At 50.3% G+C, this 23,012-nt stretch carries 24 protein-coding genes and 1 tRNA gene; 15 read left to right on the forward strand and 10 right to left on the reverse strand.

The genetic code is table 11. The features are described 5' to 3' along the window. Positions 1–428: 428 nt before the first annotated feature. From R2K28_RS05085 to R2K28_RS05115, 8 genes are all read left to right on the forward strand, one after another. Positions 429–1,661 carry a tyrosine-type recombinase/integrase gene (locus tag R2K28_RS05085; protein WP_316368288.1) on the forward strand — a complete coding sequence of 411 codons (1,233 nt, stop codon included), beginning with the start codon at positions 429–431 and terminating at the stop codon, positions 1,659–1,661. A 21-nt stretch (positions 1,662–1,682) separates the two neighbouring features. Beyond that, a complete protein-coding gene (locus R2K28_RS05090) occupies positions 1,683–2,135 on the forward strand; it encodes a hypothetical protein (RefSeq protein WP_316368289.1) in 453 nt (150 codons plus the stop codon). Between the two features lie 20 nt (positions 2,136–2,155). After that, positions 2,156–2,461 (forward strand): DUF3658 domain-containing protein, encoded by a 306-nt coding sequence (locus R2K28_RS05095; protein ID WP_316368290.1) that lies wholly within the window; start codon positions 2,156–2,158, stop codon positions 2,459–2,461. Positions 2,462–2,534: 73 nt separating this feature from the next. Further along, positions 2,535–3,299: a hypothetical protein gene (locus R2K28_RS05100; protein WP_316368291.1), complete on the forward strand. Its 765-nt coding sequence runs from the start codon at positions 2,535–2,537 to the stop codon at positions 3,297–3,299. Positions 3,300–3,509: 210 nt separating this feature from the next. Then, complete coding sequence (locus R2K28_RS20410; RefSeq protein ID WP_442871425.1) at positions 3,510–3,908, forward strand: HNH endonuclease; 399 nt, start codon at positions 3,510–3,512, stop codon at positions 3,906–3,908. Between the two features lie 87 nt (positions 3,909–3,995). Further along, positions 3,996–4,196, forward strand: a complete 201-nt coding sequence (locus R2K28_RS05105) for a helix-turn-helix transcriptional regulator (RefSeq protein ID WP_316368292.1) — start codon at positions 3,996–3,998, stop codon at positions 4,194–4,196. Between the two features lie 274 nt (positions 4,197–4,470). Continuing rightward, the gene (locus R2K28_RS05110; protein ID WP_316368293.1) at positions 4,471–6,111 is read left to right on the forward strand and encodes a replication endonuclease; all 1,641 of its coding nucleotides are present in this window, start codon (positions 4,471–4,473) and stop codon (positions 6,109–6,111) included. Positions 6,112–6,302: 191 nt separating this feature from the next. Then, positions 6,303–7,592 (forward strand): hypothetical protein, encoded by a 1,290-nt coding sequence (locus tag R2K28_RS05115; RefSeq protein WP_316368295.1) that lies wholly within the window; start codon positions 6,303–6,305, stop codon positions 7,590–7,592. A gap of 53 nt (positions 7,593–7,645) precedes the next feature. On the opposite strand, the gene R2K28_RS05120 is transcribed toward R2K28_RS05115, so the two are convergent. The 8 genes from R2K28_RS05120 to rpsU form a co-directional block, all read right to left on the reverse strand. Then, entirely contained in the window at positions 7,646–8,518 is an 873-nt protein-coding gene (locus R2K28_RS05120; protein WP_316368296.1) for an FRG domain-containing protein, read from the reverse strand. 104 nt (positions 8,519–8,622) lie between these two features. Next, the gene (locus R2K28_RS05125; protein WP_316368297.1) at positions 8,623–9,297 is read right to left on the reverse strand and encodes a hypothetical protein; all 675 of its coding nucleotides are present in this window, start codon (positions 9,295–9,297) and stop codon (positions 8,623–8,625) included. Positions 9,298–9,303: 6 nt separating this feature from the next. Beyond that, positions 9,304–10,170, reverse strand: coding sequence for a DUF4747 family protein (locus tag R2K28_RS05130; protein ID WP_316368298.1), 867 nt, complete (start codon positions 10,168–10,170; stop codon positions 9,304–9,306). A gap of 377 nt (positions 10,171–10,547) precedes the next feature. After that, positions 10,548–10,624, reverse strand: a tRNA-Ile gene (locus tag R2K28_RS05135). Positions 10,625–10,697: 73 nt separating this feature from the next. Next, complete coding sequence (gene rpoD / locus R2K28_RS05140; RefSeq protein ID WP_316368299.1) at positions 10,698–12,530, reverse strand: RNA polymerase sigma factor RpoD; 1,833 nt, start codon at positions 12,528–12,530, stop codon at positions 10,698–10,700. A gap of 111 nt (positions 12,531–12,641) precedes the next feature. After that, a complete protein-coding gene (gene dnaG / locus R2K28_RS05145) occupies positions 12,642–14,393 on the reverse strand; it encodes a DNA primase (RefSeq protein ID WP_316368300.1) in 1,752 nt (583 codons plus the stop codon). A 68-nt stretch (positions 14,394–14,461) separates the two neighbouring features. Beyond that, positions 14,462–14,905 carry a GatB/YqeY domain-containing protein gene (locus tag R2K28_RS05150; RefSeq protein ID WP_116445028.1) on the reverse strand — a complete coding sequence of 148 codons (444 nt, stop codon included), beginning with the start codon at positions 14,903–14,905 and terminating at the stop codon, positions 14,462–14,464. A 33-nt stretch (positions 14,906–14,938) separates the two neighbouring features. Then, positions 14,939–15,154 (reverse strand): 30S ribosomal protein S21, encoded by a 216-nt coding sequence (gene rpsU, locus R2K28_RS05155; RefSeq protein ID WP_069120837.1) that lies wholly within the window; start codon positions 15,152–15,154, stop codon positions 14,939–14,941. A 119-nt stretch (positions 15,155–15,273) separates the two neighbouring features. Here rpsU and tsaD point away from each other — a divergent pair, with 119 nt between their 5' ends. Beyond that, positions 15,274–16,323, forward strand: a complete 1,050-nt coding sequence (tsaD, locus tag R2K28_RS05160) for a tRNA (adenosine(37)-N6)-threonylcarbamoyltransferase complex transferase subunit TsaD (RefSeq protein ID WP_316368301.1) — start codon at positions 15,274–15,276, stop codon at positions 16,321–16,323. Here tsaD and epmB read toward each other — a convergent pair. Continuing rightward, the gene (epmB, locus tag R2K28_RS05165; RefSeq protein WP_316368302.1) at positions 16,320–17,339 is read right to left on the reverse strand and encodes an EF-P beta-lysylation protein EpmB; all 1,020 of its coding nucleotides are present in this window, start codon (positions 17,337–17,339) and stop codon (positions 16,320–16,322) included. The two genes, tsaD and epmB, sit on opposite strands and share 4 nt — an antisense overlap. 34 nt (positions 17,340–17,373) lie before the next feature. Between epmB and efp the strand changes: the two genes are divergently transcribed. From efp to R2K28_RS05180, 3 genes are all read left to right on the forward strand, one after another. Beyond that, a complete protein-coding gene (gene efp, locus R2K28_RS05170; RefSeq protein ID WP_116445031.1) occupies positions 17,374–17,946 on the forward strand; it encodes an elongation factor P in 573 nt (190 codons plus the stop codon). An 8-nt stretch (positions 17,947–17,954) separates the two neighbouring features. Beyond that, the gene (gene epmA, locus R2K28_RS05175; protein WP_316368303.1) at positions 17,955–18,938 is read left to right on the forward strand and encodes an EF-P lysine aminoacylase EpmA; all 984 of its coding nucleotides are present in this window, start codon (positions 17,955–17,957) and stop codon (positions 18,936–18,938) included. A 346-nt stretch (positions 18,939–19,284) separates the two neighbouring features. Further along, a complete protein-coding gene (locus tag R2K28_RS05180; protein ID WP_316368304.1) occupies positions 19,285–20,904 on the forward strand; it encodes a L,D-transpeptidase family protein in 1,620 nt (539 codons plus the stop codon). Positions 20,905–21,029: 125 nt separating this feature from the next. Here R2K28_RS05180 and R2K28_RS05185 read toward each other — a convergent pair whose 3' ends face one another. Beyond that, positions 21,030–21,164 (reverse strand): hypothetical protein, encoded by a 135-nt coding sequence (locus R2K28_RS05185; RefSeq protein WP_316368305.1) that lies wholly within the window; start codon positions 21,162–21,164, stop codon positions 21,030–21,032. Between R2K28_RS05185 and R2K28_RS05190 the strand changes: the two genes are divergently transcribed. The 3 genes from R2K28_RS05190 (at position 21,163) to R2K28_RS05200 (ending at position 23,004) form a co-directional block, all read left to right on the forward strand. Beyond that, a complete protein-coding gene (locus R2K28_RS05190; RefSeq protein WP_316368306.1) occupies positions 21,163–21,630 on the forward strand; it encodes a DUF882 domain-containing protein in 468 nt (155 codons plus the stop codon). The two genes, R2K28_RS05185 and R2K28_RS05190, sit on opposite strands and share 2 nt — an antisense overlap. A gap of 182 nt (positions 21,631–21,812) precedes the next feature. After that, positions 21,813–22,163 carry an ArsR/SmtB family transcription factor gene (locus R2K28_RS05195; protein ID WP_316368307.1) on the forward strand — a complete coding sequence of 117 codons (351 nt, stop codon included), beginning with the start codon at positions 21,813–21,815 and terminating at the stop codon, positions 22,161–22,163. After that, positions 22,156–23,004: an arsenite methyltransferase gene (locus R2K28_RS05200; RefSeq protein ID WP_316368309.1), complete on the forward strand. Its 849-nt coding sequence runs from the start codon at positions 22,156–22,158 to the stop codon at positions 23,002–23,004. The genes R2K28_RS05195 and R2K28_RS05200 overlap by 8 nt, the downstream gene beginning before the upstream one ends. The last annotated feature ends 8 nt before the right edge of the window (positions 23,005–23,012 follow it).

A 23,012-nucleotide genomic window follows, 5' to 3' on the forward strand; every position in this document is an offset into this window, starting at 1 on the left:
CAATCTGCCGATACACCCACTGGTGCTATTACCCAGGCACATAATCCGAATTTCTCTAAATTATACAGACCGGTGTCTGAGTAAGCTTCTGATTGTAGGGAAGATTGATGGTAAGTGGGTGTATAAATAAAGGGAATGGCTTCGCGAATGGGTCACGCTATCGAAGAGAAATTGATAAGTTGTCGTAAGTCATTGAATCTATTTGGTGGGCCCACTAGGACTCGAACCTAGGACCAAGGGATTATGAGCTTTATTGGTCCCCTTTTTGAACTTGTCTACATTTCTTTGAGGCTCTTTTAATTCCCTTTACTTTTCATCACTTATGCGATTTACTCTGTCCCATGGTCTTTGAATAGATCGGCGTAAATTTGACCCAAAGTGTCTACATAGTGTCTACACGACGGACCAAGGGATTAAAAAGGGACACCATGAAAATCACCAAAACGGCTGTCGAGCAGGCCCCCATCCCGGCCACCGGCCAGGTCTTCTACCGGGATGAACAGCTCAAGGGTTTTGCCCTGCGGGTCACCGCCGGGGGTGCCAAGAGCTTCGTGGTCGAAAAACGCATCAATCGCAAGGTCAAGCGCAAGACCCTGGGCCGGTTCAGTGAAATGACCGCCGAGAAGGCCCGCAAGCAGGCCATAAAATTTCTCGGCCAGGTCGCCAGCGGCGAGGATCCCATCTCGGAGCAGCAGGACGAGGAAATCCAATCGGTCACCCTGGGGGAGGTCTTCGAGCTCTATCTCAAGGTCCGCTCCGGCCTGAAGGCGAGCACGGTCCAAGACTACCGCCGTCTGATGAAGGAGGTTTTCAAGGACTGGCAGGATCAGGAGCTGCGCAACATCACCAAGGACAGGGTGCAAAAACGCCACCGGGACTACGGCAAGCGCTCCCAGGCCCGGGCGAATAACGCCATGCGTCTCCTCAAAGCCATTTTCAATTTTGCCCAAGGCCAGTACGAGGACAGCCAGGGCCGCTCCTTCTTCCCGGAAAACCCGGTGGATCGCCTTTCTCACGTCAAAGCCTGGTATCGGGTGGAGCGCCGCCGCACCTTGGTCAAGCGATCCGAGCTCCCGGCCTGGTTCGAGGCCGTGGAGCGGCTGCGGGGGGAGGGGAGGGGCACCTCCGAAACCATTGCCGACTACCTGATGCTGCTCCTTTTCACCGGATTACGCCGCTCCGAGGGGATGAATCTGCAATGGGACGATGTGGATTTCGTGGATCGGACGTTGATCATTCATGACACCAAGAACCGGGAACCCCTCATCCTGCCCCTCTCCGACTACCTTTTTGAGCTGCTCAAGCGCCGGAAAGAGCGGCATGAGAGCAGTTATGTCTTCCCCGGCAGCAGCGGGGGGCGGATCATCGAGCCCCGCAAGCAGCTGTTTAAGGTCGCTGAGTGGTCTGGGGTTGCATTTACCCTCCATGACCTGCGGCGGACCTTTATCACCGTGGCGGAGAGCCTGGAGCTCTCCCAGTACGCCATCAAGCACCTGGTCAACCACAAGATGCCGAATGACGTGACGGCGGGGTATATCGTCATGGATCCTGAGCGGTTGCGGCCGGCCATGGAGAAGATCACCCAGGCCATTCTGCTCGCTGCGGGATACGCATCAACGAGTAATATCGTGCCAATTACCATGAAAGGGCATGTAAATTAAGGATAGTGTGAGGATTTCTATATGGAAAAAGAAATGAGCCAGTATTCAAAGGAAATGGCAGCTCAGATACTCGATATGTACCCAGTGTGGAAGGATGTTGCGGATACGGAAGAATACAATGGAGAAACGTATTTCAAATTGGAAATCACACCACCCTCGAAAAACGTAACGGCACCATTGAGGATTTATACATACGGAGATGAAATAACCGTTTCATTCGATTCATATCACGGGCATTTCTATGATCTTGAGAATAATGATGGTGGCGATGCAAAAACACTGATAGATCAGATTATCTCCGATAATTCTGCAGTTATCAGTTATTGGCGAGACGAGGAATGGTGTGGCTCAATGTTGCTTGACTATAGCGACGTGCCAACAAGCAACGAAGAGCATCCGTATGCAAATCGGATTAAAATAAGAACTTGGTCAGGGAAACTAGATAAAGATATTACATGTGAACCGAGAGGTTAAAACCTTAGAGGCAGCGTAATATGGATATGGAACCAGATGGAAAACTAACACCTGAACAAGAACAATTAGTGGAAAGGCTGACCGTGGAGGAAGTACATGAGATTGATATGGCACTGTTATCGAATACCAATGATAAATGGCGCAAGGTGGCTATGGTTGTAGCAAGAACAATGCTTGATATACCCAGTAGAATCAGTGGGATACCTGATATTTACTATTCACAAAGAATTAGAAAACTGGTTGATGAAAAACAGCTGGTCACTAGAGGTAATCTGTCTTACATGCGATATAGCGAGGTACGTAAACCTGTTGAAAATGAGTCGTAACCGTATGTTGGATAGTGAATTTATTGTGTGTCCCCGATTGTCGATTGTCCTGAGTACATAGAGAAAGTTAATCATGGATTACTATTTGTATGAATATGATGAAACCTTTGATCCGCTACAGGATGTATTGGATGATAATCTTCTGTTCTCTTTTGGAGATCAGCTGAGCAGGGCTAGGGTGTTGCTGGAAGGGCGCACGCGACAAGAGATTGCCCATGCCCTGGATTCCCTTGACTGGATGCTGCGTGAAGGGAGTATGCCGCTTTTCAAAAAGACTATGGCAGAGACTGAGTCCATGGGGTTCAGCTTTACCAGCCGGGTCAAGGCGCTTAAAGCTTACAGGGAGGAGTTTGATATCACGGAGCAGAAACACTTTCCTAATGCGACCTGGTCTGACTATTTTGCCATTCTCGCTATTGCCTACGTCCTAGAAGCACTTAATCCAGCCAATTTCCTGGAACCAGACAAACAAGACAGTGAAACGTACCGATTCAGCAACCTCGAATGGCCGTTGGAGTGTATGGAGGCGGTTTGTGCCGCTGAATGCTATGACGAGCTGGATCGGTATGCTAAGAAGCAACAGGCCGATGTGAAGGAGCGTGGTAGGAAAGGTGGACGCACGCGTGTGGCAAAATTTGAAGCACTCAAGGAAAAGGTCATCAATTATTATCTGGATAATAATCTGCAGAGTAGATCAAACCGAGATGCCGCCAAGCGTATTTATTCTGCACTGCAGGATGAAGTGGACACTACCCTAAGTACAGAAGATCCAATCTTGAGATTGGCTAGCTGGATTGGTAAACATAAAAAAGAAATGGCAACCAAGATCAGCGGTTGATCGTAGTTTGAGGACTTAATCCATTATTTCCTAAATGTCTATTTCATGGTCTTGATTCTTTTAGGCTTTGGATTTATTGTTTATCTATTGATTGAAAAAGCAATCAGTCGCTGAGTTGTTTTCACAACTGAGTGGGCCCAGGAGTGACTCCAGGCTGTGTCCTTGCCATCCCTTCGGGAGGCGGGACATCACGGCAACCAAGGAGTCATTATGTCTATTCGTAGAAAATCACTGAAGCGTTTTCGTAAGCAGGCTTATCGCACGCAAGCAGGCAAATGCTATTATTGCGCATCTCCCATCTGGGAAGTTGGGTGTGAAAAATTTGCCAAAACCTACAATCTATCCCAAAAGCAGACAAACCTGTTGAAGTCAACCGGCGAGCACCTTGTGGCTCATGCTACTGGGGGACAAGCGAGCAAAACAAACATTGTTGCTGCTTGCGCATACTGTAACGCCCACCGTCATAGATCAAAGGATCCTCTTCCCCCTAACCAATACAAGCGTTATGTAAGAAGAAGAGTGAAAAGTGGTGCTTGGCATCAACTGACTATACACACAGCTAGTCAGGGTGGTTCTGAAGTTGCTTCACGTATACGTCAAGAGGCTTAACGTATACACCAAGTAAGTTGGCGCATTCCAACTCAGTAGATCCCTGCATAGGCTTTCTCTCATGTAATCAAATACAGGAGAAATCAAATGCAAACTGAACTACTTGATACCAAAGCTGCTGCAAAATATCTCAATGTAAGTAAAGCTTTTCTTGAGCGTGACCGCTGGGCCGGCGCGCGCATCCCCTTTGTGAAGATTGGTGCGAGAGCTGTTCGTTATCGAGCAGATGACCTCAACGCCTATATCAATTCACAATTACGTCAATCCACCAGTGATACAGGTGACTAGCCATGATAGCCACTGACAATCACAAAACCGGAGCCACTTATTTCAACAAGGGAGCTACTCGTGAAGCCGTAACCTTATGTGAGGAGTCCTTATATTATAAGGGAGGTCCTTTTAAGGGGGACGCCCTAATAAGGGATGCGCAGGGCGGAGTTTCCTTAAAAGGAGCCGCTTGTATAAATAACGATTTCCCTAATAATGGAACATCCCTAATAAGGCCTTACTTCCTTAATAAGGAAATCAAGCTTGATTGCCTAGATCTGGTGGGGTGTCTCTCATGATCAATCACACAGATACTTGGCTTGCGCCTCCAATACCTGACTTTGTCACTCTGGCTGAAAAGCGCCTGTGGCCGTTATCGGGGGGCTGTGGATCAGAAAGAAAATGGCGACATGACATCCTGCCGCGCATCCCGGACCGGTTTGCAGGCCAACTCGCAGATCTTTATGAAGAAGACTGGCCAAAACCCAATGGCCGATTTCGAGCGAATACCCGGCTACGAAAAGCCGCACATGAGCTTTGTCCCAAGGGGGTGATGCTGAGCGAGGATGCCGACGACCTGCGACGTATCGCCAAGCTCAAGGCCGGAAATGCCCGCTGGCTCAGTGCGCGGCATGAAACAGCAGAAGCCCGATATCGGTGTCTTTGTGGTTATGCTGAGGAGAGTGGCATTGTGCCCGCCGAGCCCTCAGCCAAGAGCGGTCTGGAGGGGGCCAACCGTCGTATGTGCGATGAGCGCTGGTGGCGTAGGCGGCTCAAGCGGGCCGAGACCAGGGCCATCGAATCGGCAGCCATTGAGATAGGCCTGGTTCACAAAAAGAGTGAGCTCTATGTCAGCAATGAAAATCTGCTGAGGAGACGGGAGCGGCAGCGACGGAATCGTAATCTGATGGAGACCCTGCAAGTGGTCAATGAATTAGGGGAGGCCTTCAATTTACAGGAAGTGATTGACGGCTCCCTCTCCAATCCTGTATTGCGCCGTAATGAGTTGATGGCCCGAATAGCTGGGAGTGAGACCTATGCCAAGCAGAAAGGTTACGAGGCGCTTTTTTTAACCTTAACCTGCCCCTCTCGGTTTCATGCCCGTTATGGTAAGAGCGGGGACCCCAATCCCCAGTACGATGGTAGTCGACCGAGTGATGGGCAGGCATATCTGAACCGGGTCTGGAGTAGGACCCGCGCGGCCATGGCTCGGCAGGGGATTGACATGTTTGGTATCAGGATTGCGGAACCCCACCATGACGGCACACCACATTGGCATATTCTGGTCTTTGTGCTGCCTAATCAGGCCGAAGCCATGATATCCGTTCTGCGGCACTATGCACTGCAGGATTCCCCCGATGAGCCAGGTGCGCAGCAACGCCGGTTCAAAGTGGATAAAATTGATCCGACAAAAGGAACGGCAATTGGGTATGTAGCCAAGTACATCTCCAAGAATGTGGACGGATTTGGGATCGATGCCGATGAATCAGGCCTGGAGGCCCCTAAAGCCGCTGAACGGGTCAAGGCCTGGTCTACAACCTGGGGAATAAGGCAATTTCAGTTTTTTGGTGGTCCGCCGGTTTCAGTCTGGCGAGAATTGCGCCTGTTACGGGATCAGGTCTCCAATTCCGAGATTGACGCGGCGAGACAGGCAGCGGATCAAGGCAAGTGGGAGGTCTTCATCGAGGTTATGGGTGGAATGAATTGTTCGCGTGAGGATCGGCCGATAACCTTGGCCAAGGCTTGGTCTGACCGACCTAATAGCTACGGTGAACCCATAGGGGAGGTCGTGTTTGGTGTGCAGGTAGGTGATGTGGCAATTCAAACACGGACCCATATTTGGAGAGTAGAGCCTGTAGGATTTGATTCATCATGTGGGTCAAATTTTGAAATCCAGTCCTATCAGAGCGGTAACCACTTGGAGTTCTGTCAATAACTGTACGCTGAGATATAATTTAATATTGCAAATAATGGAGGAAATGTAGTGATTAAGTGTTATTTATACATGAATTCAATTTCTAGAAAAGCGATTGCTATTTAACTATTCCGAAAGCCAGTAAATGCTAGCAACATAATTAATGTGAATTAGTAAGTGGAACTACAGTATAAGTTTTAGTGAGATTTTGTATGATATTTTCTGTATTGAAAGATGATTATTTAATACCAGGATCAGCAATTGATGTGCCTGATGGTAAACCGCCTCAATATCTAAAAGATATGGCAGTAAGGGTTAATGGATCAGTGGTTTTAGTAAATTCTATGGTGCAAAGTACAGAGATATCAAAAGGTCCATCATTATATAGAAGGGATCAATCTCGTGAGGGGTATTACTATGAGGTAGCAAATATGTCGAAGGAAGAAAGGCTGCATCTCAGAAAAGCATTCAGACCTGCATATAGATATGAAGAGAGTAATGTAAGGTGCTGTGGTTTTTATTCGAGAAGGACAATTAGTGTTATTTCAATGTGTAACAGCACATCACAAGAAATTGAATCGCCAAACTATAGACATAAAGTTGTATATAATTATAAATCGGAAAAATTTGAATTATATGTAGCGAAGGATGGAATGCTTGCACTCAATGTATCTTACCTAGAGAATCAATCACCAATGATGCGGCTTGATCCTATAGAAGAAATTATGGAATGGTGGGGAATCTATTACAGTTATCTAAATGCTTATTTATTTGTTTTAGATATATGTGCTATACAGGAGCATAAAGTATCACTGGGTATATCTGAACTATCTATTTCTAATGTGGTGAGGGTTTATATTTCAGATGATGGGTATATTAAAGGGGGGGGTGGTAATACTGAGAATCTTGCAGTAAAGAAATTTGTAGATGATACTGATATTCATAAATGGAATGGCATGTCGCTTTCCATATCTACATTGAATCTTGCTTGTAAGATTTTCGAGGAATGTTTGAGGTATCCATGGGCCATTGAATATATGCAACTTTTGACTAAGAGTATTGTTGAATATCACAAGGGTTGTTATGCGAATTCATTGATATTTAGTTGGAGCGCGATTGAGAATATTATTACTGATAAAATGTTAGATCATATTGATTCGATAAATTGTGAATATGACAATGGACGTAAAAGATTTAATAGTAATAGAAAGGATACTTATTTAAGAAGCAATTCAATTCAAAAAAGGATAGATTTATTGGAGTTGCTTGAACTGATAGACGATAATGAAATGAAAACACTCAACGAACTCAGAATAAAAAGAAATTCTATTATTCATACTAAATTAGGAGATGATAGACTAATAAAAACCACAGCAAATGACTGTAGTGCTGCGATTGAGTATGTAATGAGAATTCTTCAACAAAAAATTGGTAATCAGTTAAATGAAATAGGTCTTAAAACAATATTAGCTGATTTAAATTATCCAATTATAGATCCATAAACAATGACTAGCCTAGTATATGTGTACCACTTAACGGGTGCCCTCTTCTGACTTTAATATTGCTTAATTTCAGCATGCAAATTACAAAACTTAGTGGCGCCGTATAGGTCCGGAAATAGTGTCAGATGATTTATATTCATTCTATTTAATCCCTTCAGGCAGCTTTCCCTGTCTTTGTTAGGTATCAAAATCTTCATAAGATTATACCCCTTTGTTTCTTCAGGATAATTCTTTTGAACCCACTTTGTAAGATCTTCATCATCTGGAGATCTTGTAAATAATCCGCCTTGATTTACTAGACGCTGGTTTTCATCTGACATTGGCCGGATAAACTCAATTTCTGGCCTAATTGGGCTATCAAGTAGTGCTGTGTTTAACAAACCCACAGTCTTTTTCCCTTCACTTATTAATTTCTTTTCTTCCCAGCGTCTTCGTTTTTCTTCCTGAATAAGTGTGTTTACTTTATATTCTATTGTAGGTTTGTGGAGCGCATATATGGATCGATGTCTTGTTTGACTTTCGCCTTGACCAATAAATGCAAAGTACGCAGCAACAAAGGGAGAAGAAGTCCAGTCTAATAGGGGGGTAGCAAGCCCATAATGCTGCCCAAGAGCCCACCAATCATTCTCGTTTTCTAGTAGGGGCGGAGTGGCACCTCGTCTTCCCCTGGCCGCGTATTTGAACTGTTCTAAATGATTATTCCGAAAATCGTACCTCTTCGTTCTAGGTACCTTTGCTTTTTTAACCAGTCTGTCTAATGTCGACTCTAATAACCAGTCGTCATTTCTGTGGCCTCGCCAAACATATGTTTGATAGTCCAACATTTCCTGATGAACAAAATCAAAAAAATACCTCCACGAGAGCAGTTTCACTTCACCGTATCCAGCTTCAATTTTTGAATCTTCCCATCGTTTCCTTCTGGGCATTTGACACCTCATCAGTTGTTTAATTCTAGTGTCCACTAAAACGGGGGAGGTTTAGGGTGTCCCAATTGCCGTCTGAAATCAAGGAGATCTGTCCCTTACTTATGCTAAAGTATCTGACTGTTGGACTTTCTAGCTAATAGCTTATCTCTCATGTAATGTGGTGATTTCGAGTGCTTTTTTAACTGAATTAAATTAAACCATCCAGCCATTCTGAAAATGTTGAATGTGAGAGAAATTGCGCTTAGTAAAGCATATATAAAAATTAGATATGTGGTGAATGAATAAGAGTGTTTTACAGTATCTAAAAATGCAGGATAGTCTGGCCAATAAGTCAGGAACATGTTTTTGCTGTCTAATGCTAGATGAGAGAATGCCCCTGATTGATATATTAGGGCTAATAACAAAGCGATCATTTGCAAGACTATAAAGTGCACAAAGGAAGCATTAACCTTTATATATATTGAGTCCATTTTAAAAATGTCTTTAGGTTTATTTTTTAGATAGTTTTTACTCGGTTTCGTTAGTCTCTCCAAAAACTGGTCATTTCCGAAACTAAGTAAAATAGCATAACCACCAAGAGAAAAACCTAATAAACTAGGCATTATATTTATAATGGGGCTATGCCAATTGTCACCTGTCCATTGTGATATAGTCAGTATGTTGATAACAAGTGCCAGATGGAAATAAGGGGATACTAGAACTTCTTTCCAACCGCCATAGGCGTACCAATATCTTGATATTACTTCACCTACACCTCTATACCTTGAAAATATGTGCATTAAATTTCACAAAAAATATTTTGCGTATTCTCTGATTGCATAAGCTTCTTGAGTATCATTAGGGTCAAAATAATAAGTGTCTTCACGTGGGTGTTGTTTAGTCGACTCTTTTATAGGTTTACCCATTTGATCTTTGCCTTTTGCATATACATTGCCGTTATTGGCTGCAATTTCTGCTAAGGTCTTGGTCTTTGTGTTTGGAGTAATTGTTTGGCCATCGATGGCTCTGTACTCTTGCTTGATCTCTCTTATATGCTGGATGTTCATCTCTTCTAAAAACTCGATTTCTTCGTCATGAAAATCGTCAGGATTGGGGCGGTTGATCGTTAGAGTGAGTTTGTCAATTTGTGGGATTTTCCAGATCTTTTCTAGTGAGTCAGTTTCTGGAACAATGGTTAAATCAACAACTCCAAACTTTGTTTTAATTGCTTCAATGGAAAACAATGAATCTAGAAATTTCCGAACAAAACTGGGGGACAGGGTGCGGTTTCCTGAGGAGTATGTTTGAAATACAAATTTGTGTTTTTTCGGAAAAAAAACATAGTTAAACCTCTGGTAATTAGGTTTTAGGTTTTCAGGGATGCTGATTTTTTCAACATCATGCTCGTTAGCCTCTTTACTTGTTTTTGTGTTAAGCCATGGTGAATTTAGGTCGATTTGAGTGAATTTTGAGATTTCACCCTCTATTCCCTCTTCAGGTTTACCGCTCTTGATGGCGTATGCGCCATTCAATAGACCATGAGAAGTTCCACGAATAGGAAGTATTTGTTTTGATTTGGCTGCAAGCTGAATTAGTTGTATGTACTTTTCAGGATTATGAGGGTGAAGACAAAGATTTATTGCAGAAAGAGAAAGACGCTGTTCGCGTGGCATTATATTTTCCCTATTGGTTTATCTATTTGCCTGTTGATGAGAGAAAGTTACATAAGTTTTCCCTGAACATCATTCCAAAATTAAAGATTATTTTCGTTACAAGCGAAAAGTCTAAGACTTTGAGCACTGAAGAGCAAAAGGATAATTGTTCGCATTATATCTAAATGAGGGTATTTTAGGGCGATTACCTGGGAGACATCATTTGACGACTGCGGGGATATTTGCTGCTGTTGAATTTTTTAATGCGGGTTGCAGGATTAAAAGCAGGGTGTTTGGGGGAAGAATGAATGTCGTAGTGAGGGTGTTTTATATGTCTACATTGTGTCTACATGCCATTCCTCACCTTGTTCGTTAAGATGCTAACATATTGAAAATATTGGTGGGCCCACTAGGACTCGAACCTAGGACCAAGGGATTATGAGTCCCCTGCTCTAACCAACTGAGCTATGGGCCCGGAATCGGCGGGATTGTAGCAGATCCCGGCGCAATAACGGCAATTTTTGCGTTTTTGCGCTGGGACCTCGTAATCAATCGCTGTCGAGGAAGCTGCGGAGGCGATCCGAGCGGGAAGGGTGGCGCAGTTTGCGCAACGCCTTGGCTTCGATCTGACGGATACGCTCTCGGGTGACATCGAACTGCTTGCCGACCTCTTCCAGGGTGTGATCGGTATTCATGTCGATACCGAAGCGCATACGCAATACTTTCGCTTCCCGGCTGGTAAGGCCGGCCAGCATGTTTTGTGTCGCTTCACCTAGGCCTTCCGCGGTGGCGGACTCGATGGGGGAGACCACACCGGAGTCCTCGATGAAATCGCCCAGGTGGGAATCCTCGTCATCGCCGATGGGTGTCTCCATGGAGATCGGCTCTTTGGCGATCTTAAGTACCTTGCGGATCTTGTCTTCCGGCATGTCCATACGTTCAGCCAGCTCTTCCGGTGTGGCCTCGCGGCCCATCTCCTGAATCATCTGCCTGGAGATGCGATTCAGTTTGTTGATGGTCTCGATCATATGTACCGGGATACGGATGGTACGTGCCTGATCGGCGATAGAGCGGGTGATGGCCTGACGAATCCACCAGGTCGCATAGGTCGAGAATTTGTAACCGCGACGGTATTCGAATTTGTCCACTGCCTTCATCAGGCCGATATTACCTTCCTGAATAAGGTCGAGAAACTGCAGGCCGCGGTTGGTGTACTTTTTCGCAATCGAGATGACCAGGCGCAGGTTGGCCTCCACCATCTCCTTCTTGGCGCGGCGTGCCTTGGCCTCGCCAATGGACATCTTGCGGTTGGTCTCTTTGATTTCACCGATGGTCAACAGGCAGTCGTTCTCGATGCTCACCAGGCGCTTTTGCGCGCGGATGATCTCATCTGCATGCTCTTTGAGGGCTTCCGAATGGGGTTTGCCTTTATCGATCTGGTTGATGATCCAATCGAGGTTGGTCTCATTGTCCGGAAAGGAGGCGATAAACTCTTTGCGTGGCATACGCGCCTTGTCGACACAAAGGTTCATGATGATGCGCTCCTGGTTGCGGATGCGCTCAATCGTATCCCTCAGGGTCGAGACAAGCAGATTGAATGTGAGGGGTACCAGCTTGAATTCGAGAAATGCCTCAGAAACCGCTTCCTGGGTCTTTTGCGACTTGGTGCTGGAGCGGCCCTGTTTCTTGAGTGAGTTGCACAGCGCGTTAAAGCGTTTGCGCAGCTCTTTCCCCTTTGCCGCCACCTCTTCCGGGTCGGGGCCAGTGTTTTCCGGCTCGTCATCATCGTCATCGCTGTCATCGCCATTGTTGTCGCTTTTCGCGGCATCTTGAGGTTGCACCGGCGTGGGGATCTCATCGGGTTCGTTGGGGTCGATGAAACCGCTGGTGATGTCGGCAAGACGTGATTCACCTGGCTCGATCCTCTCAAGCAGGGTGCACAACAGATCGACAGTGGTAGGGAAGGTGGACAATGCGGCAGAGACCTGATGCAGGCCCTCCTCAATGCGCTTGGCGATGCGCAGCTCACCTTCGCGGGTCAGCAGCTCGACGGTGCCCATTTCACGCATGTACATGCGTACCGGGTCGGTGGTGCGGCCGAATTCACTGTCAACACTGGCCAGGGCCGCAGCCGCAGCCTCGGCGGCGTCTTCATCGGCGGAGGCCACCGAGTCACTCAGGGTGTTGTCTTCCAGATCAGGTGCCGATTCATGGACTGTGATGCCCATGTCGTTGATCATGCGGACGATATCCTCGATCTGTTCAGGCTCTACTATGCCCTCAGGAAGGTGATCATTAACTTCCGCGTAGGTGAGGAATCCCTGTTCCTTACCTTTTGCAATCAGTTGCTTTAGTTGAGATTGCTGCTGTTCCTGGTTCATCTTTTACCTTGTAGTCAGACGAGGTGCACAACGCTGAGACTGAACTCACCATATTAGCACACTTTCATATAGTTATGCTAGCTACCAGCCCTATTTTGAAGACCCCCGGCTCTATTGCTCATCTTGGCTGAGGGTGCCCGGATAGCGGCGTTTCAGCTCATTCAGCTGGTCATCAGACAGTTCACTGGGGCGTAGATTCCCCGGTTGCGGCCGGGAGTTCTTCCGATACTGCGCATTCAATTTGAGGAGTGCGTCACGCAATTCTGCCTCCTGATCCATGTCCGGCAGGTCAAATCTATAGTTGGCCAGTTTATTCAGGTGATTGAAGTGCTCCGTATCCCGCCAGCGTTCCAATAAGGCTGCTTTGTTAAGCGTAGGTTGAGAGCGGATTATTTCAAGTAACTGTTTAAGTATGCTTATGCCGGGTGCATCCCAGTTTTGCCATTCATTTTCAACACTCTCCGCGATGGCAAATAGATGGGGGCTGTCGAGCAATAATGCAATAGCCATACGAATCGGAGTCGGTCGTTGTTGTTTCTCTGAATGACCCATACCCCGGCGGTGAACAGCCTGGCTAGTTTGTTGACCGCCCTTGTCGAGGTGGCCACCCTTGAGCCCCACCAACTCCTCAAGATGTTGAAACATCATCCGGCGAAATACACCGGATGGGAGTTTTTCCAACAGGGGGGAGGCAAGTTGCGCAAGCTTTGCGCGTCCATCGATACTCTCCATCTGCACCTGGTCGGTGAGATGTTGGAAGAGAAATTTAGACAAGGGCTGTGCCTGCTCGATACGTTGGCTGAAGGCGCTGGAACCCTCTTTGCGTATCTGGGTATCAGGATCCTCTCCTTGGGGTAGAAACAGGAATTTGACCTCTCGTCCATCACGCATCAGGGGAAGGCCGGTCAACAGCGCTTTCCAGGCAGCATCTCGTCCGGCACGATCACCGTCAAAGCAGAACACGACCTCTGGACAGGTGCGAAAGATCAGTTCCAGATGGTCCTGTGTGGTGGCTGTACCGAGTGTGGCGACGGCATTCAGGATGCCGTGTTGGGCCAGTGCCACCACATCCATGTAACCCTCCACTACCAGGAGTCTTGCGATCTTGGTGCTCGCCTTACGCGCCTCGTACAGACCGTAGAGTTCCCGACCTTTGTGAAACAGGAGGGTTTCAGGCGAATTCAGGTACTTCGGTTTTTCCTCCCCGATGCTGCGGCCGCCGAAGCCAATGCTGCGTCCACGCCGGTCCCGTATGGGAAAGATGATGCGGTTGCGGAATCGATCGTAACCTTTGCCTTCACCCTCTTGGGTCAAACCACACTCCAGCAATCTGGCAATGGCCGGCTTATCCCTGCCCAGGGTAGAGAGCAGATTATCCCAGCCTGGAGGTGCATAGCCGATAGCGAATATGGCAGCGATCTCTCCACTCAAGCCGCGTGCCTTTAGATAGTCAATCGCCTGCCTGGCGTCAGCGTGGTTTTTGAGTTGATGGCGGTAGAAGCGGGCGGTCTCCTCCATCATGGCATACAGCGGATTCAGGTCGGGGCCTTGAGCGGCACCGGCCTCCCGGGGTACCTCGAGGCCAGCGAAGTGGGCCAGCTCTTCCACCGCCTCGACAAAACCCAGGTTGTCGTACTCCATGAGAAAGCCGATGGCGGAGCCATGGGCGCCACAGCCGAAGCAGTGGTAGAACTGTTTTTGCGGGCTGACGGTGAATGAGGGGGTCTTTTCGTCGTGGAAGGGGCAGCGGGCCTGAAAATCACGGCCTGCCTTTTTAAGCGGTACACGCCGATTGATCACGTCGACCACGTCGATGCGGTTCAGCAGGTCATCAATAAATTGTGTGGGAATCTTACCGGCCATGTCTTCCTACTGGCCTTCAAGGGACGCGGCCATGGGGGCAAGAATAGCCGATATTGACCGGTTGTGAGTCAGCCGGCCAGTTTTTGTTTCACCAGACCGCTGACCTTGCCCATATCGGCCCGGCCCTGCATCTGGGGTTTGAGCAGTCCCATGACCTTGCCCATGTCCTTCATGCCCGCGGCATTGGACTGGGTGATGGCCTGCTCGATCATTGCCGTGATCTCTTCATCGCTGAGGCCCTCCGGCATATAGGCCTCGATGATGGCAATCTCGCTCTTTTCCTGCTCCGCCAGCTCCTGACGGCCGGCATCCTCATACTGTTTGATGGAGTCACGCCGCTGCTTGATCATCTTCTCCAGGATCGCCAGCACCTGGGTATCGTCCAGCTCGATGCGTTCATCCACCTCGCGCTGCTTGATCGCGGCGGTGATCAGGCGCAAGGTACCGAGACGCGCCTTATCCTTGGCCTTCATGGCGGCCTTGACGTCATCTAGGATCTGTTGTTTAAGCATCCGGGCTGACTCCTGCCGTGCAGGGAGGGATGATCAATATTGGCGTTCGAAACGGCGGCTTTCGCGGGAGACCTTTTTCAGGTTGCGCTTAACGGCAGCGGCCGCCTTGCGTTTGCGTTCCCAGGTGGGCTTTTCATAGAATTCCCGGCGGCGGACTTCGGCAAGTACCCCGGCCTTCTCACAGGAGCGTTTGAAACGGCGCATGGCGACTTCAAAAGGTTCGTTCTCTTTGACGCGTACGTTAGGCATCGATGTTGTTTCCTCGGATCTGTTAAGCTTCTCAACCGGTCGAAAGGCGGAGATTCTACTCATAGCCACCCCGGTTTGCAAAGGTATGAAGCTATTTTAGAGCAAAAATTGGTACAAATATGCGGGTATTAGGTATAGAAACCTCCTGTGATGAGACCGGTGTGGCCGTTTACGACAGTGAACAGGGCATGTTGGCCCATGCACTGCACAGCCAGGTCGAACTGCACGCCGAATATGGGGGTGTGGTGCCGGAATTGGCCTCCCGGGATCATGTGCGCAAGTTATTGCCCCTGGTCCGGCAACTGTTTCAGGATGCGGGGATCGAGGCATCATCACTGGACGGGGTGGCCTACACCGCCGGTCCGGGACTGGTCGGGGCCCTGCTGGTGGGTGCCTCGGTGGGGCGCAGCATGGCCTGGGCCTGGGGTGTGCCTGCAATAGCCGTACACCATATGGAGGGGCATCTCCTGGCCCCCATGCTCGAGCCGGATCCGCCGGCTTTTCCCTTCATTGCCATGCTGGTATCCGGCGGCCACACCCAGCTGGTGGAGGTGGAAGGCATAGGCCGATACCGGCTGCTTGGGGATACCCTGGACGATGCGGCTGGCGAGGCCTTCGACAAGACCGCCAAACTGCTGGGATTGCCCTATCCGGGGGGACCGGAGCTGGCCAAGCTGGCTGAACGGGGGGATCCAGACCGTTACAAATTTCCCCGTCCCATGACCGACAGACCTGGTCTCGACTTCAGTTTCAGCGGTTTGAAGACCTTTGCCCTGAATACCATCCAGCAGGCCGAACGCCAGGAGGGGGGGAGCCTATCCGATACGACCCGGGCGGATATCGCCCGCGCCTTCGAAGAGGCGGTGGTGGATACGTTGTTGATCAAGTGTCGCAGGGCCGTCAGGCAGTGTGCGATCAAGCGTTTGGTGCTGGCAGGTGGCGTCAGTGCCAATCAACGCTTACGCCAGCGTATCGATTCGATGATGGAGGGTGAAGCGGGGACAGCCTACTACCCCCGTCCCAAGTTTTGCACCGATAATGGGGCCATGATCGCCTACGCTGGTTGCCAGCACTTGCTGGCTGGCGAGTCGGAGGCACTTCGTTTTACGGTCCGCTCCCGCTGGCCGATGGATGAACTGGGTGAGGGTGTTTCGGATCCCGGCCTCTAATCCGGGCATCCCTGGAGCGGTGTTTTAAAGGGCACGCCGGCTATTTCACGCACCATTCTCGGCATTAGGTATCCTGGCAACTCGGTTAGCAGTTGCTGCTGCAGTATCCGGATGGCGCTCTCGTCCAGCTCGAAATGTGCCGCACCTTCAACCCGATCGAGCAGGTGCAGGTAATAGGGCAGGACACCGATCTCAAACAGGCGATAACTGAGCCTGGCCAGGGTGTCGCAGCTGTCGTTCACGCCTTTCAATAAAACCGACTGATTCAGCAGGGTGACTCCCGCGGTCGCCAGCTTTTCCAATCCATCGGCCACTGCGGGTGCCAGCTCGTTGGGGTGGTTGGCGTGGATGACCATTACCTTATTGATGGCGCAACGCTGCAGAACCGCAACCAGTTCCTCAGTGATGCGCTGGGGCAGCACCACGGGCAGCCGGGTATGGATGCGTAAGCGTTTGATCTGAGGCAGTGCCTCAAGCTGCTGCAGCCATCCTGCAAGTTTGTCGTCACTGGCCATCAAGGGATCTCCGCCGCTCAGAATGACCTCTTCTATAGCGGGACTGGACCTGAGATATTCCATCACCTGGCGCCACTGACTGGCGGTGGCTGTTGCCCTGGTGTAGGGGTAGTGGCGACGGAAGCAGTAGCGGCAATGGACGGCGCAGGCCCCGGTTGTGATGATCAGGATTCGGCCATGGTACTTCCGTAGCAGTCCTGGGCTCTGCTCTGCCTTGTGATCACCCACCGGATCTGATTTGAATCCGGCGGCCGGATCCATTTCATTCGCAGTGGGTAGGATTTGCAACAGGAGAGGATCCTGAGGATCCCCCTTACGCATAAGTTCAGCGAAACCCTGAGGGACGCGCAGCGCAAACTGTTGGCTGGCCAGGGTATGATCGGCGACTGCCGACGCTTCGATCTGAAGGTATTCGAGCAGAGTGGAAACGTCGCTGAAACCATCGGCAAGGGCCTTTTGCCATGCTGATGCCTGCACACGGGACCCAGTCTCAGGTATCATGTGCGCCGCAATTGATATGTTTCGTGAGGATGTCATGGCTAGTTATAGCACCAATGAGTTTAAGGGTGGCCTGAAAATCATGCTGGATGGTGATCCCTGCTCCATTATTGAAAACGAATTCGTCAAGCCTGGCAAAGGTCAGGCCTTCAACCGGGTCAAGATACGCAATCTAAAGACCGGACGGGTACTGGAAAAGACCTTTAAATCGGGTGAGTCGGTGGAGGGGGCGGATGTCCACGAGACCGAACTGCAGTATCTCTATAACGATGGTGAATTTTGGCACTTCATGGATCCCGAGAGTTATGAGCAGGTGAGCGCCGATCAGTCTGCGGTGGCGGAGAGCGCCAAATGGCTGAAGGAGCAGGATGTCTGTCTGGTGACCCTGTGGAATGGGACGCCAATTATCGTGGAACCACCCAAGTTCGTGATCTTGAATGTTACCGACACCGATCCGGGATTGAAGGGAGATACCTCTGGCAGTGGCGGTAAACCGGCCACCCTTGAAACAGGGGCGGTGGTGCGGGTACCCCTGTTTGTTCAGATCGGCGAGGCAATCAAGGTGGATACGCGCAATGGCGAGTATGTCTCACGTGCCAAGGATGATTGATCGGTTTAATGGCCCAATCTGATATCTGGCGGCCCTCCGCCTCTGTGGAGATTATTCGGGCCAGGGCGGAGATGTTGGGCCTGATCCGCCAGTTCTTTGATCGTATCGGTGTGCTTGAAGTGGAGACGCCGATCTGTTCCCGCTTCGCTGCCACAGACCCTGCAATAGAGAGTTTCTCCACCCGCTATACCGGCCCCGAGGCGGATCAGGGGCGTGACCTGTTTCTGCACACCTCCCCGGAATTTCCCATGAAACGGCTGTTGGCCGCCGGGTGTGGTCCGATCTTTCAGATCTGTAAGGTGTTTCGCAATGCCGAGCTTGGACGTCGCCATAATCCTGAGTTTTCCCTTCTGGAGTGGTATCGACCCGGCCTCGACTATCACCAATTGATGGATGAGGTGGCGAGTCTGGTGAATACCCTGACACAACAACCGTTGCAGATTGAAAAACTGACCTATGCCGAAGCCTTCGAGCGCCGGCTGGGTGTGAATCCGCATACGACTAAACGCGATCAATTGAGGCAATGCGCTATCGAACAGGGTATTCCCGGTGCGGATCAACTGGCCATCGATGAGTGTGACGGTTGGCTTGACCTGCTCCTGAGTCAACTGATCGAGCCCGAACTGGGACAGGCAGGAATGACTTTCCTATATGACTATCCCGCCAGTCAGGCGGCGCTGGCAAGGGTGAGAGGTAGTCGACCGACGGTGGCGGAGCGTTTTGAACTCTATATACGGGGCATAGAGATTGCCAACGGTTTTCAGGAACTGACCGACGCGGATCAGCAACGCAAGCGTTTCAGCGATGACAATCGTCGACGCCGACAGTCACGACAAGCAGTGCCACCCATGGATGAGAACCTGCTCGATGCCTTGACGGCAGGGATGCCGGAGTGTGCCGGTGTTGCCCTGGGGCTTGACCGTCTATTGATGTTTTTGACAGACACTCGTGACTTACGCCAGGTGGTGACATTCGATCTTAACCGGGCATGATTGACGGCTAAGATTTGACTGTATGGGAAGCCGGTTCCTGTACTGATTCCCCTTCCTTGTCTCAGCGGGTGGTGTTAACAAATTTTCACCCAATCTCCGACTTGGCCCATATAGACTCCAACCATGTATTGCCGGGGGTAAACCCGTCTCAACCCCGATGCTGAACTAAGCTTAATGTATAGCGGTGGTGATCGTCTGAGTCTCTGTCTTCTGGCAATTACGATTGCGGCAAGATATCTGTTGTATCGGTCTCCCTGTTGCTACAGCACACCCTATTCATTGAGTTAGATTGCTTAGGCGTATGGTGAAAGATAAACAAAGATACTGGTGTGGCATTCTCCTCTGCTTGAGTTTCACTACCGGTGAAGCTGCTGATGCTGTTGACATCACGCCCACCACACAGCCATTGGCAGTGCCTATCGAAACCGCGTTGCAGAAGGGGCTGGTAATCGATTGGCCGCAGATTGAACGCCTTTACGATAGTCAGCAGCAGAGTTTTATTTGGCACCATGCTGGAAAACTGACAGAGCAGGGCAGACAGATCTTTCGTTGGTTGGCAGCTGCGGATCAGGAGGGATTGAATGCCAGTAATTATCATGTGGATCATCTCCATGGCTTGATCTACAACCCATCCTCGGAAGTCTTGGTTTATCGTGAACTGCTGCTCACAGATGGCTACTTCAGGCTGGCCAGGGATTTGCGTTTAGGTCGATTTGATCCTCAATCAATCGATCCGCACTGGATGCTGCCAATGGATGATTTCGATCCAGTGGAGGCCTTGGCCGCTGCCCTATCGAGGGGCGAACTGGAGCAGTTGCTCAATTCATTGCGACCCAACGATCGTGCCTATCTGCAGCTGAAACATGCCTTGGCGAAGTATCGTGACATCCAGGCCAAAGGTGGCTGGGAAACTGTCCAGGCAGCTGATAGTTTACGCCCCGGTGATACCGATCCTGCAGTCGCCATTCTGCGGCAGCGGTTAAAGGCGGAATCGTTTCAGATCGAGGAACCGGTACCCGAGCCAAACTACTTCGATGCCAACCTGGCGTCTGCAGTCAAGCAATATCAGCGGCGTCTGGGTCTGCTGGTGGATGGCATAGTGGGGTCCGCCACCCTGCAATCCCTGAATGACCCGATAGAGACCCGCATCGCGCAGATACGCGCAAATCTGGAGCGATGGCGTTGGCTGCCTCACGAACTCGAGCCCCAACACCTGATGGTCAATACAGCGGGATTTGAAATAAGCCTGGTGAACGGGGACCGGGTGGTGTTTCACAAGCGCACAGTTAATGGCAAGCTGGAACGACAAACACCTTCATTCAGGAGTCGTGTGACCCATCTGGTCATGAATCCTTTATGGACCGTGCCGCGTTCCATTGCAGTGCAGGATATATTGCCGCGTCTGCAGCAGGATAGTGAATATCTGGCGACCAAGCGGTTTCGCGTCTATACACGCTCAGACGATGGATGGGGTGAGGTCGATCCGCTCGATATCGATTGGGATAGCTTTGATGAAGATAATTTTCCCTTCGTCTTGAAACAGGATGCAGGCAATAGCAACAGTCTCGGGCGGATTAAGTTTCATATGCCCAATTCACACCAGATCTATCTCCACGATACCCCGGCCCAGAGTCTGTTCGAGCGGCCGAATCGAGCCTACAGTTCAGGATGTGTCCGGGTTGAGGCGGCTGACCAGCTGGCACAGCTGCTGGTTGAGTATGCCGAACAGCCACAAACGGGTTGGTTGCAGCAGGCCCTGAGCAGTGGGGAAACCCAGATCGCCCCCCTGGCCAAGCCTATGCCGGTCTATCTCACCTATTTCACCAGTTGGGTGGATACGGGGGGGAGTATCAATTTCCGCCCCGATATCTACCAGAGAGACACCGCTTTAATGCTGGTGATGGGGGAAGGGATTGAGCAGATAACCGCCCATCACGCCAGCAGCGTGGAGAATCCCTCCCTTTAGCCATATCCTCTCGGATAAGGCATTCTGCAAGACTCACCTGTGACTGGAGTCACATGGCTGGCTTTATGCTGTAGGAATTTGTTAACCTGCGCGTGGATTTTATTCGGTCCTCGCCGACAATAGATTCACAATCGGTTACAAGGCTTGCCTGCTTCCATGTCATCATCGCTGATAACTCCCAACCACAAACCCTGCTTGAGCAGGCGTCGCTTTCTCTCCGGCTGCGCATCGTTGACCGGTATAGTGTTGGCGTCACCCATGCTGGCACTCGCGGCAGGCGAGAATCGCAGTTTGGCGTTTCGCCACACCCATACGGGTGAAAGAAAGAGCGTAACCTATTGGCGCGAAGGGGAATATCAGTCCGATAGCCTGCAGATTCTCGATCATCTGCTCAGGGATCATCGTACCGGCGAGTCGATCCGTATGGATAGAGCGCTGCTGGAGATGCTCTACCAACTGCAGCAGGCGGCGGGAGCCACGGGCGAATTCGAAATCATCTCCGCCTACCGCTCCCCCAAAACCAACACCATGCTGCGCAATAAGAGTGGCGGCGTGGCAAAGCGGAGCCTGCATATGCAGGGCAGGGCGATCGATATCCGCCTCTGTGGCTGTGATCTCAAGACCCTGCGGGACAGTGCTGTCGCCATGCAGGCGGGTGGTGTGGGTTACTATCCAAAATCCAATTTCATCCATGTGGACACCGGGCGCTTTCGCTACTGGTCTTGAACCTGCCGAGACCCTGTCGTTACATTTCAAAACCCAGGAGTATTTACCCGGGAATCCCCTGATGCCTTGAAAAGGGATCCCTGCAAAGGCCGCGATTCAGAACCTCACAGGAAACCTCCTCATCCTGGATATTCAGCTCATTAAGTTTGCAACTCCATATGGATTGTTCTATATTTCGATACATGTCGAATAATAGATCTGATGACCAGCAACTTGCAGAGATGTTCAAGGCCCTGGGAAATCCCCACCGGTTGCTGATCTTTCAGCGATTGAGTCGCTGCTGTCAACCGGGTACCCGCTGCGAGCTGGAGCAGGCGATCAGCTTTAGTGTCGGGCAGCTGGGGGAGGGATTGAAGATCGCTCCATCCACCCTCTCACACCATCTGAAGGCGCTGCACTATGCTGGATTGATCGAGATGGAGCGGCAGGGCAAGCGGGTCAATTGCTGGATCGATCCCGGGGTGCTGAAACAACTGTCGGGTTTTTTCGACCCGCCAACCGAATTGATAAACAGTGGAGGCTGTGATGTCTGACAAATCAAACAACGGTTCACCGGAGGTGTCATTGACAGATCTCCAGGACAGTCATCGGCAGGAGGTGCGTCGGGCCTATGCGGAAGTGGCGGTGACGGACAATGCGAATGGCTGCTGTGGCGTCGAATCGAGTTGTTGCGGGGTCTCCGATGATGCGTCGATCAACACCCTGATCTCAACCCGTCTGGGCTATAGCCAGGAGGACCTTGGCATGGTGCCGGATGGTGCCGACATGGGTTTGGGTTGTGGTAATCCAAAGGCTATAGCCGCCCTGCAGCCGGGAGAGGTGGTGGTCGACCTCGGTTCCGGTGGTGGATTTGACTGTTTCCTGGCAGCTGTGGAAGTGGGTGATGCGGGGCAGGTGATCGGTGTGGATATGACACCGGATATGCTCTCCAAGGCGCGCAACAATGCCTTGCGCGGCAAGTATAAGAATGTGGAGTTCAGGTTGGGCGAGATCGAGGCCCTGCCGATTGCCGATAGCACGGCGGATGTGATCATCTCCAACTGCGTCATTAACCTCTCACCGGATAAGGGCAGGGTGTTTCGTGAGGCCTTCAGGATACTTAAACCGGGCGGGCGTTTAGCCATCTCCGATGTGGTGGCCAGCGTGGAAATCCCGGATGAGATGAGAAACGATCCCCAATTGGTCGCCGGGTGTATGGGCAATGCATCGATGATCGAGGAGTTGGAAGAGTTTATCGATGTGGCGGGATTTGCCCGTATCAAAATAGAACCCAAGGATGAATCCCGAGAGTTTATCCGCGATTGGGCGCCGGGGCGCGGGGTTGAGGATTACGTGGTATCGGCGACCATCGAGGCGATAAAACCAAGCTTATGAGCGTTTTG

Origin of the sequence: Candidatus Thiodiazotropha sp. CDECU1 (genome assembly GCF_963455295.1) — a bacterium.
Classification (GTDB): Bacteria; Pseudomonadota; Gammaproteobacteria; order Chromatiales; family Chromatiaceae; genus Thiodiazotropha.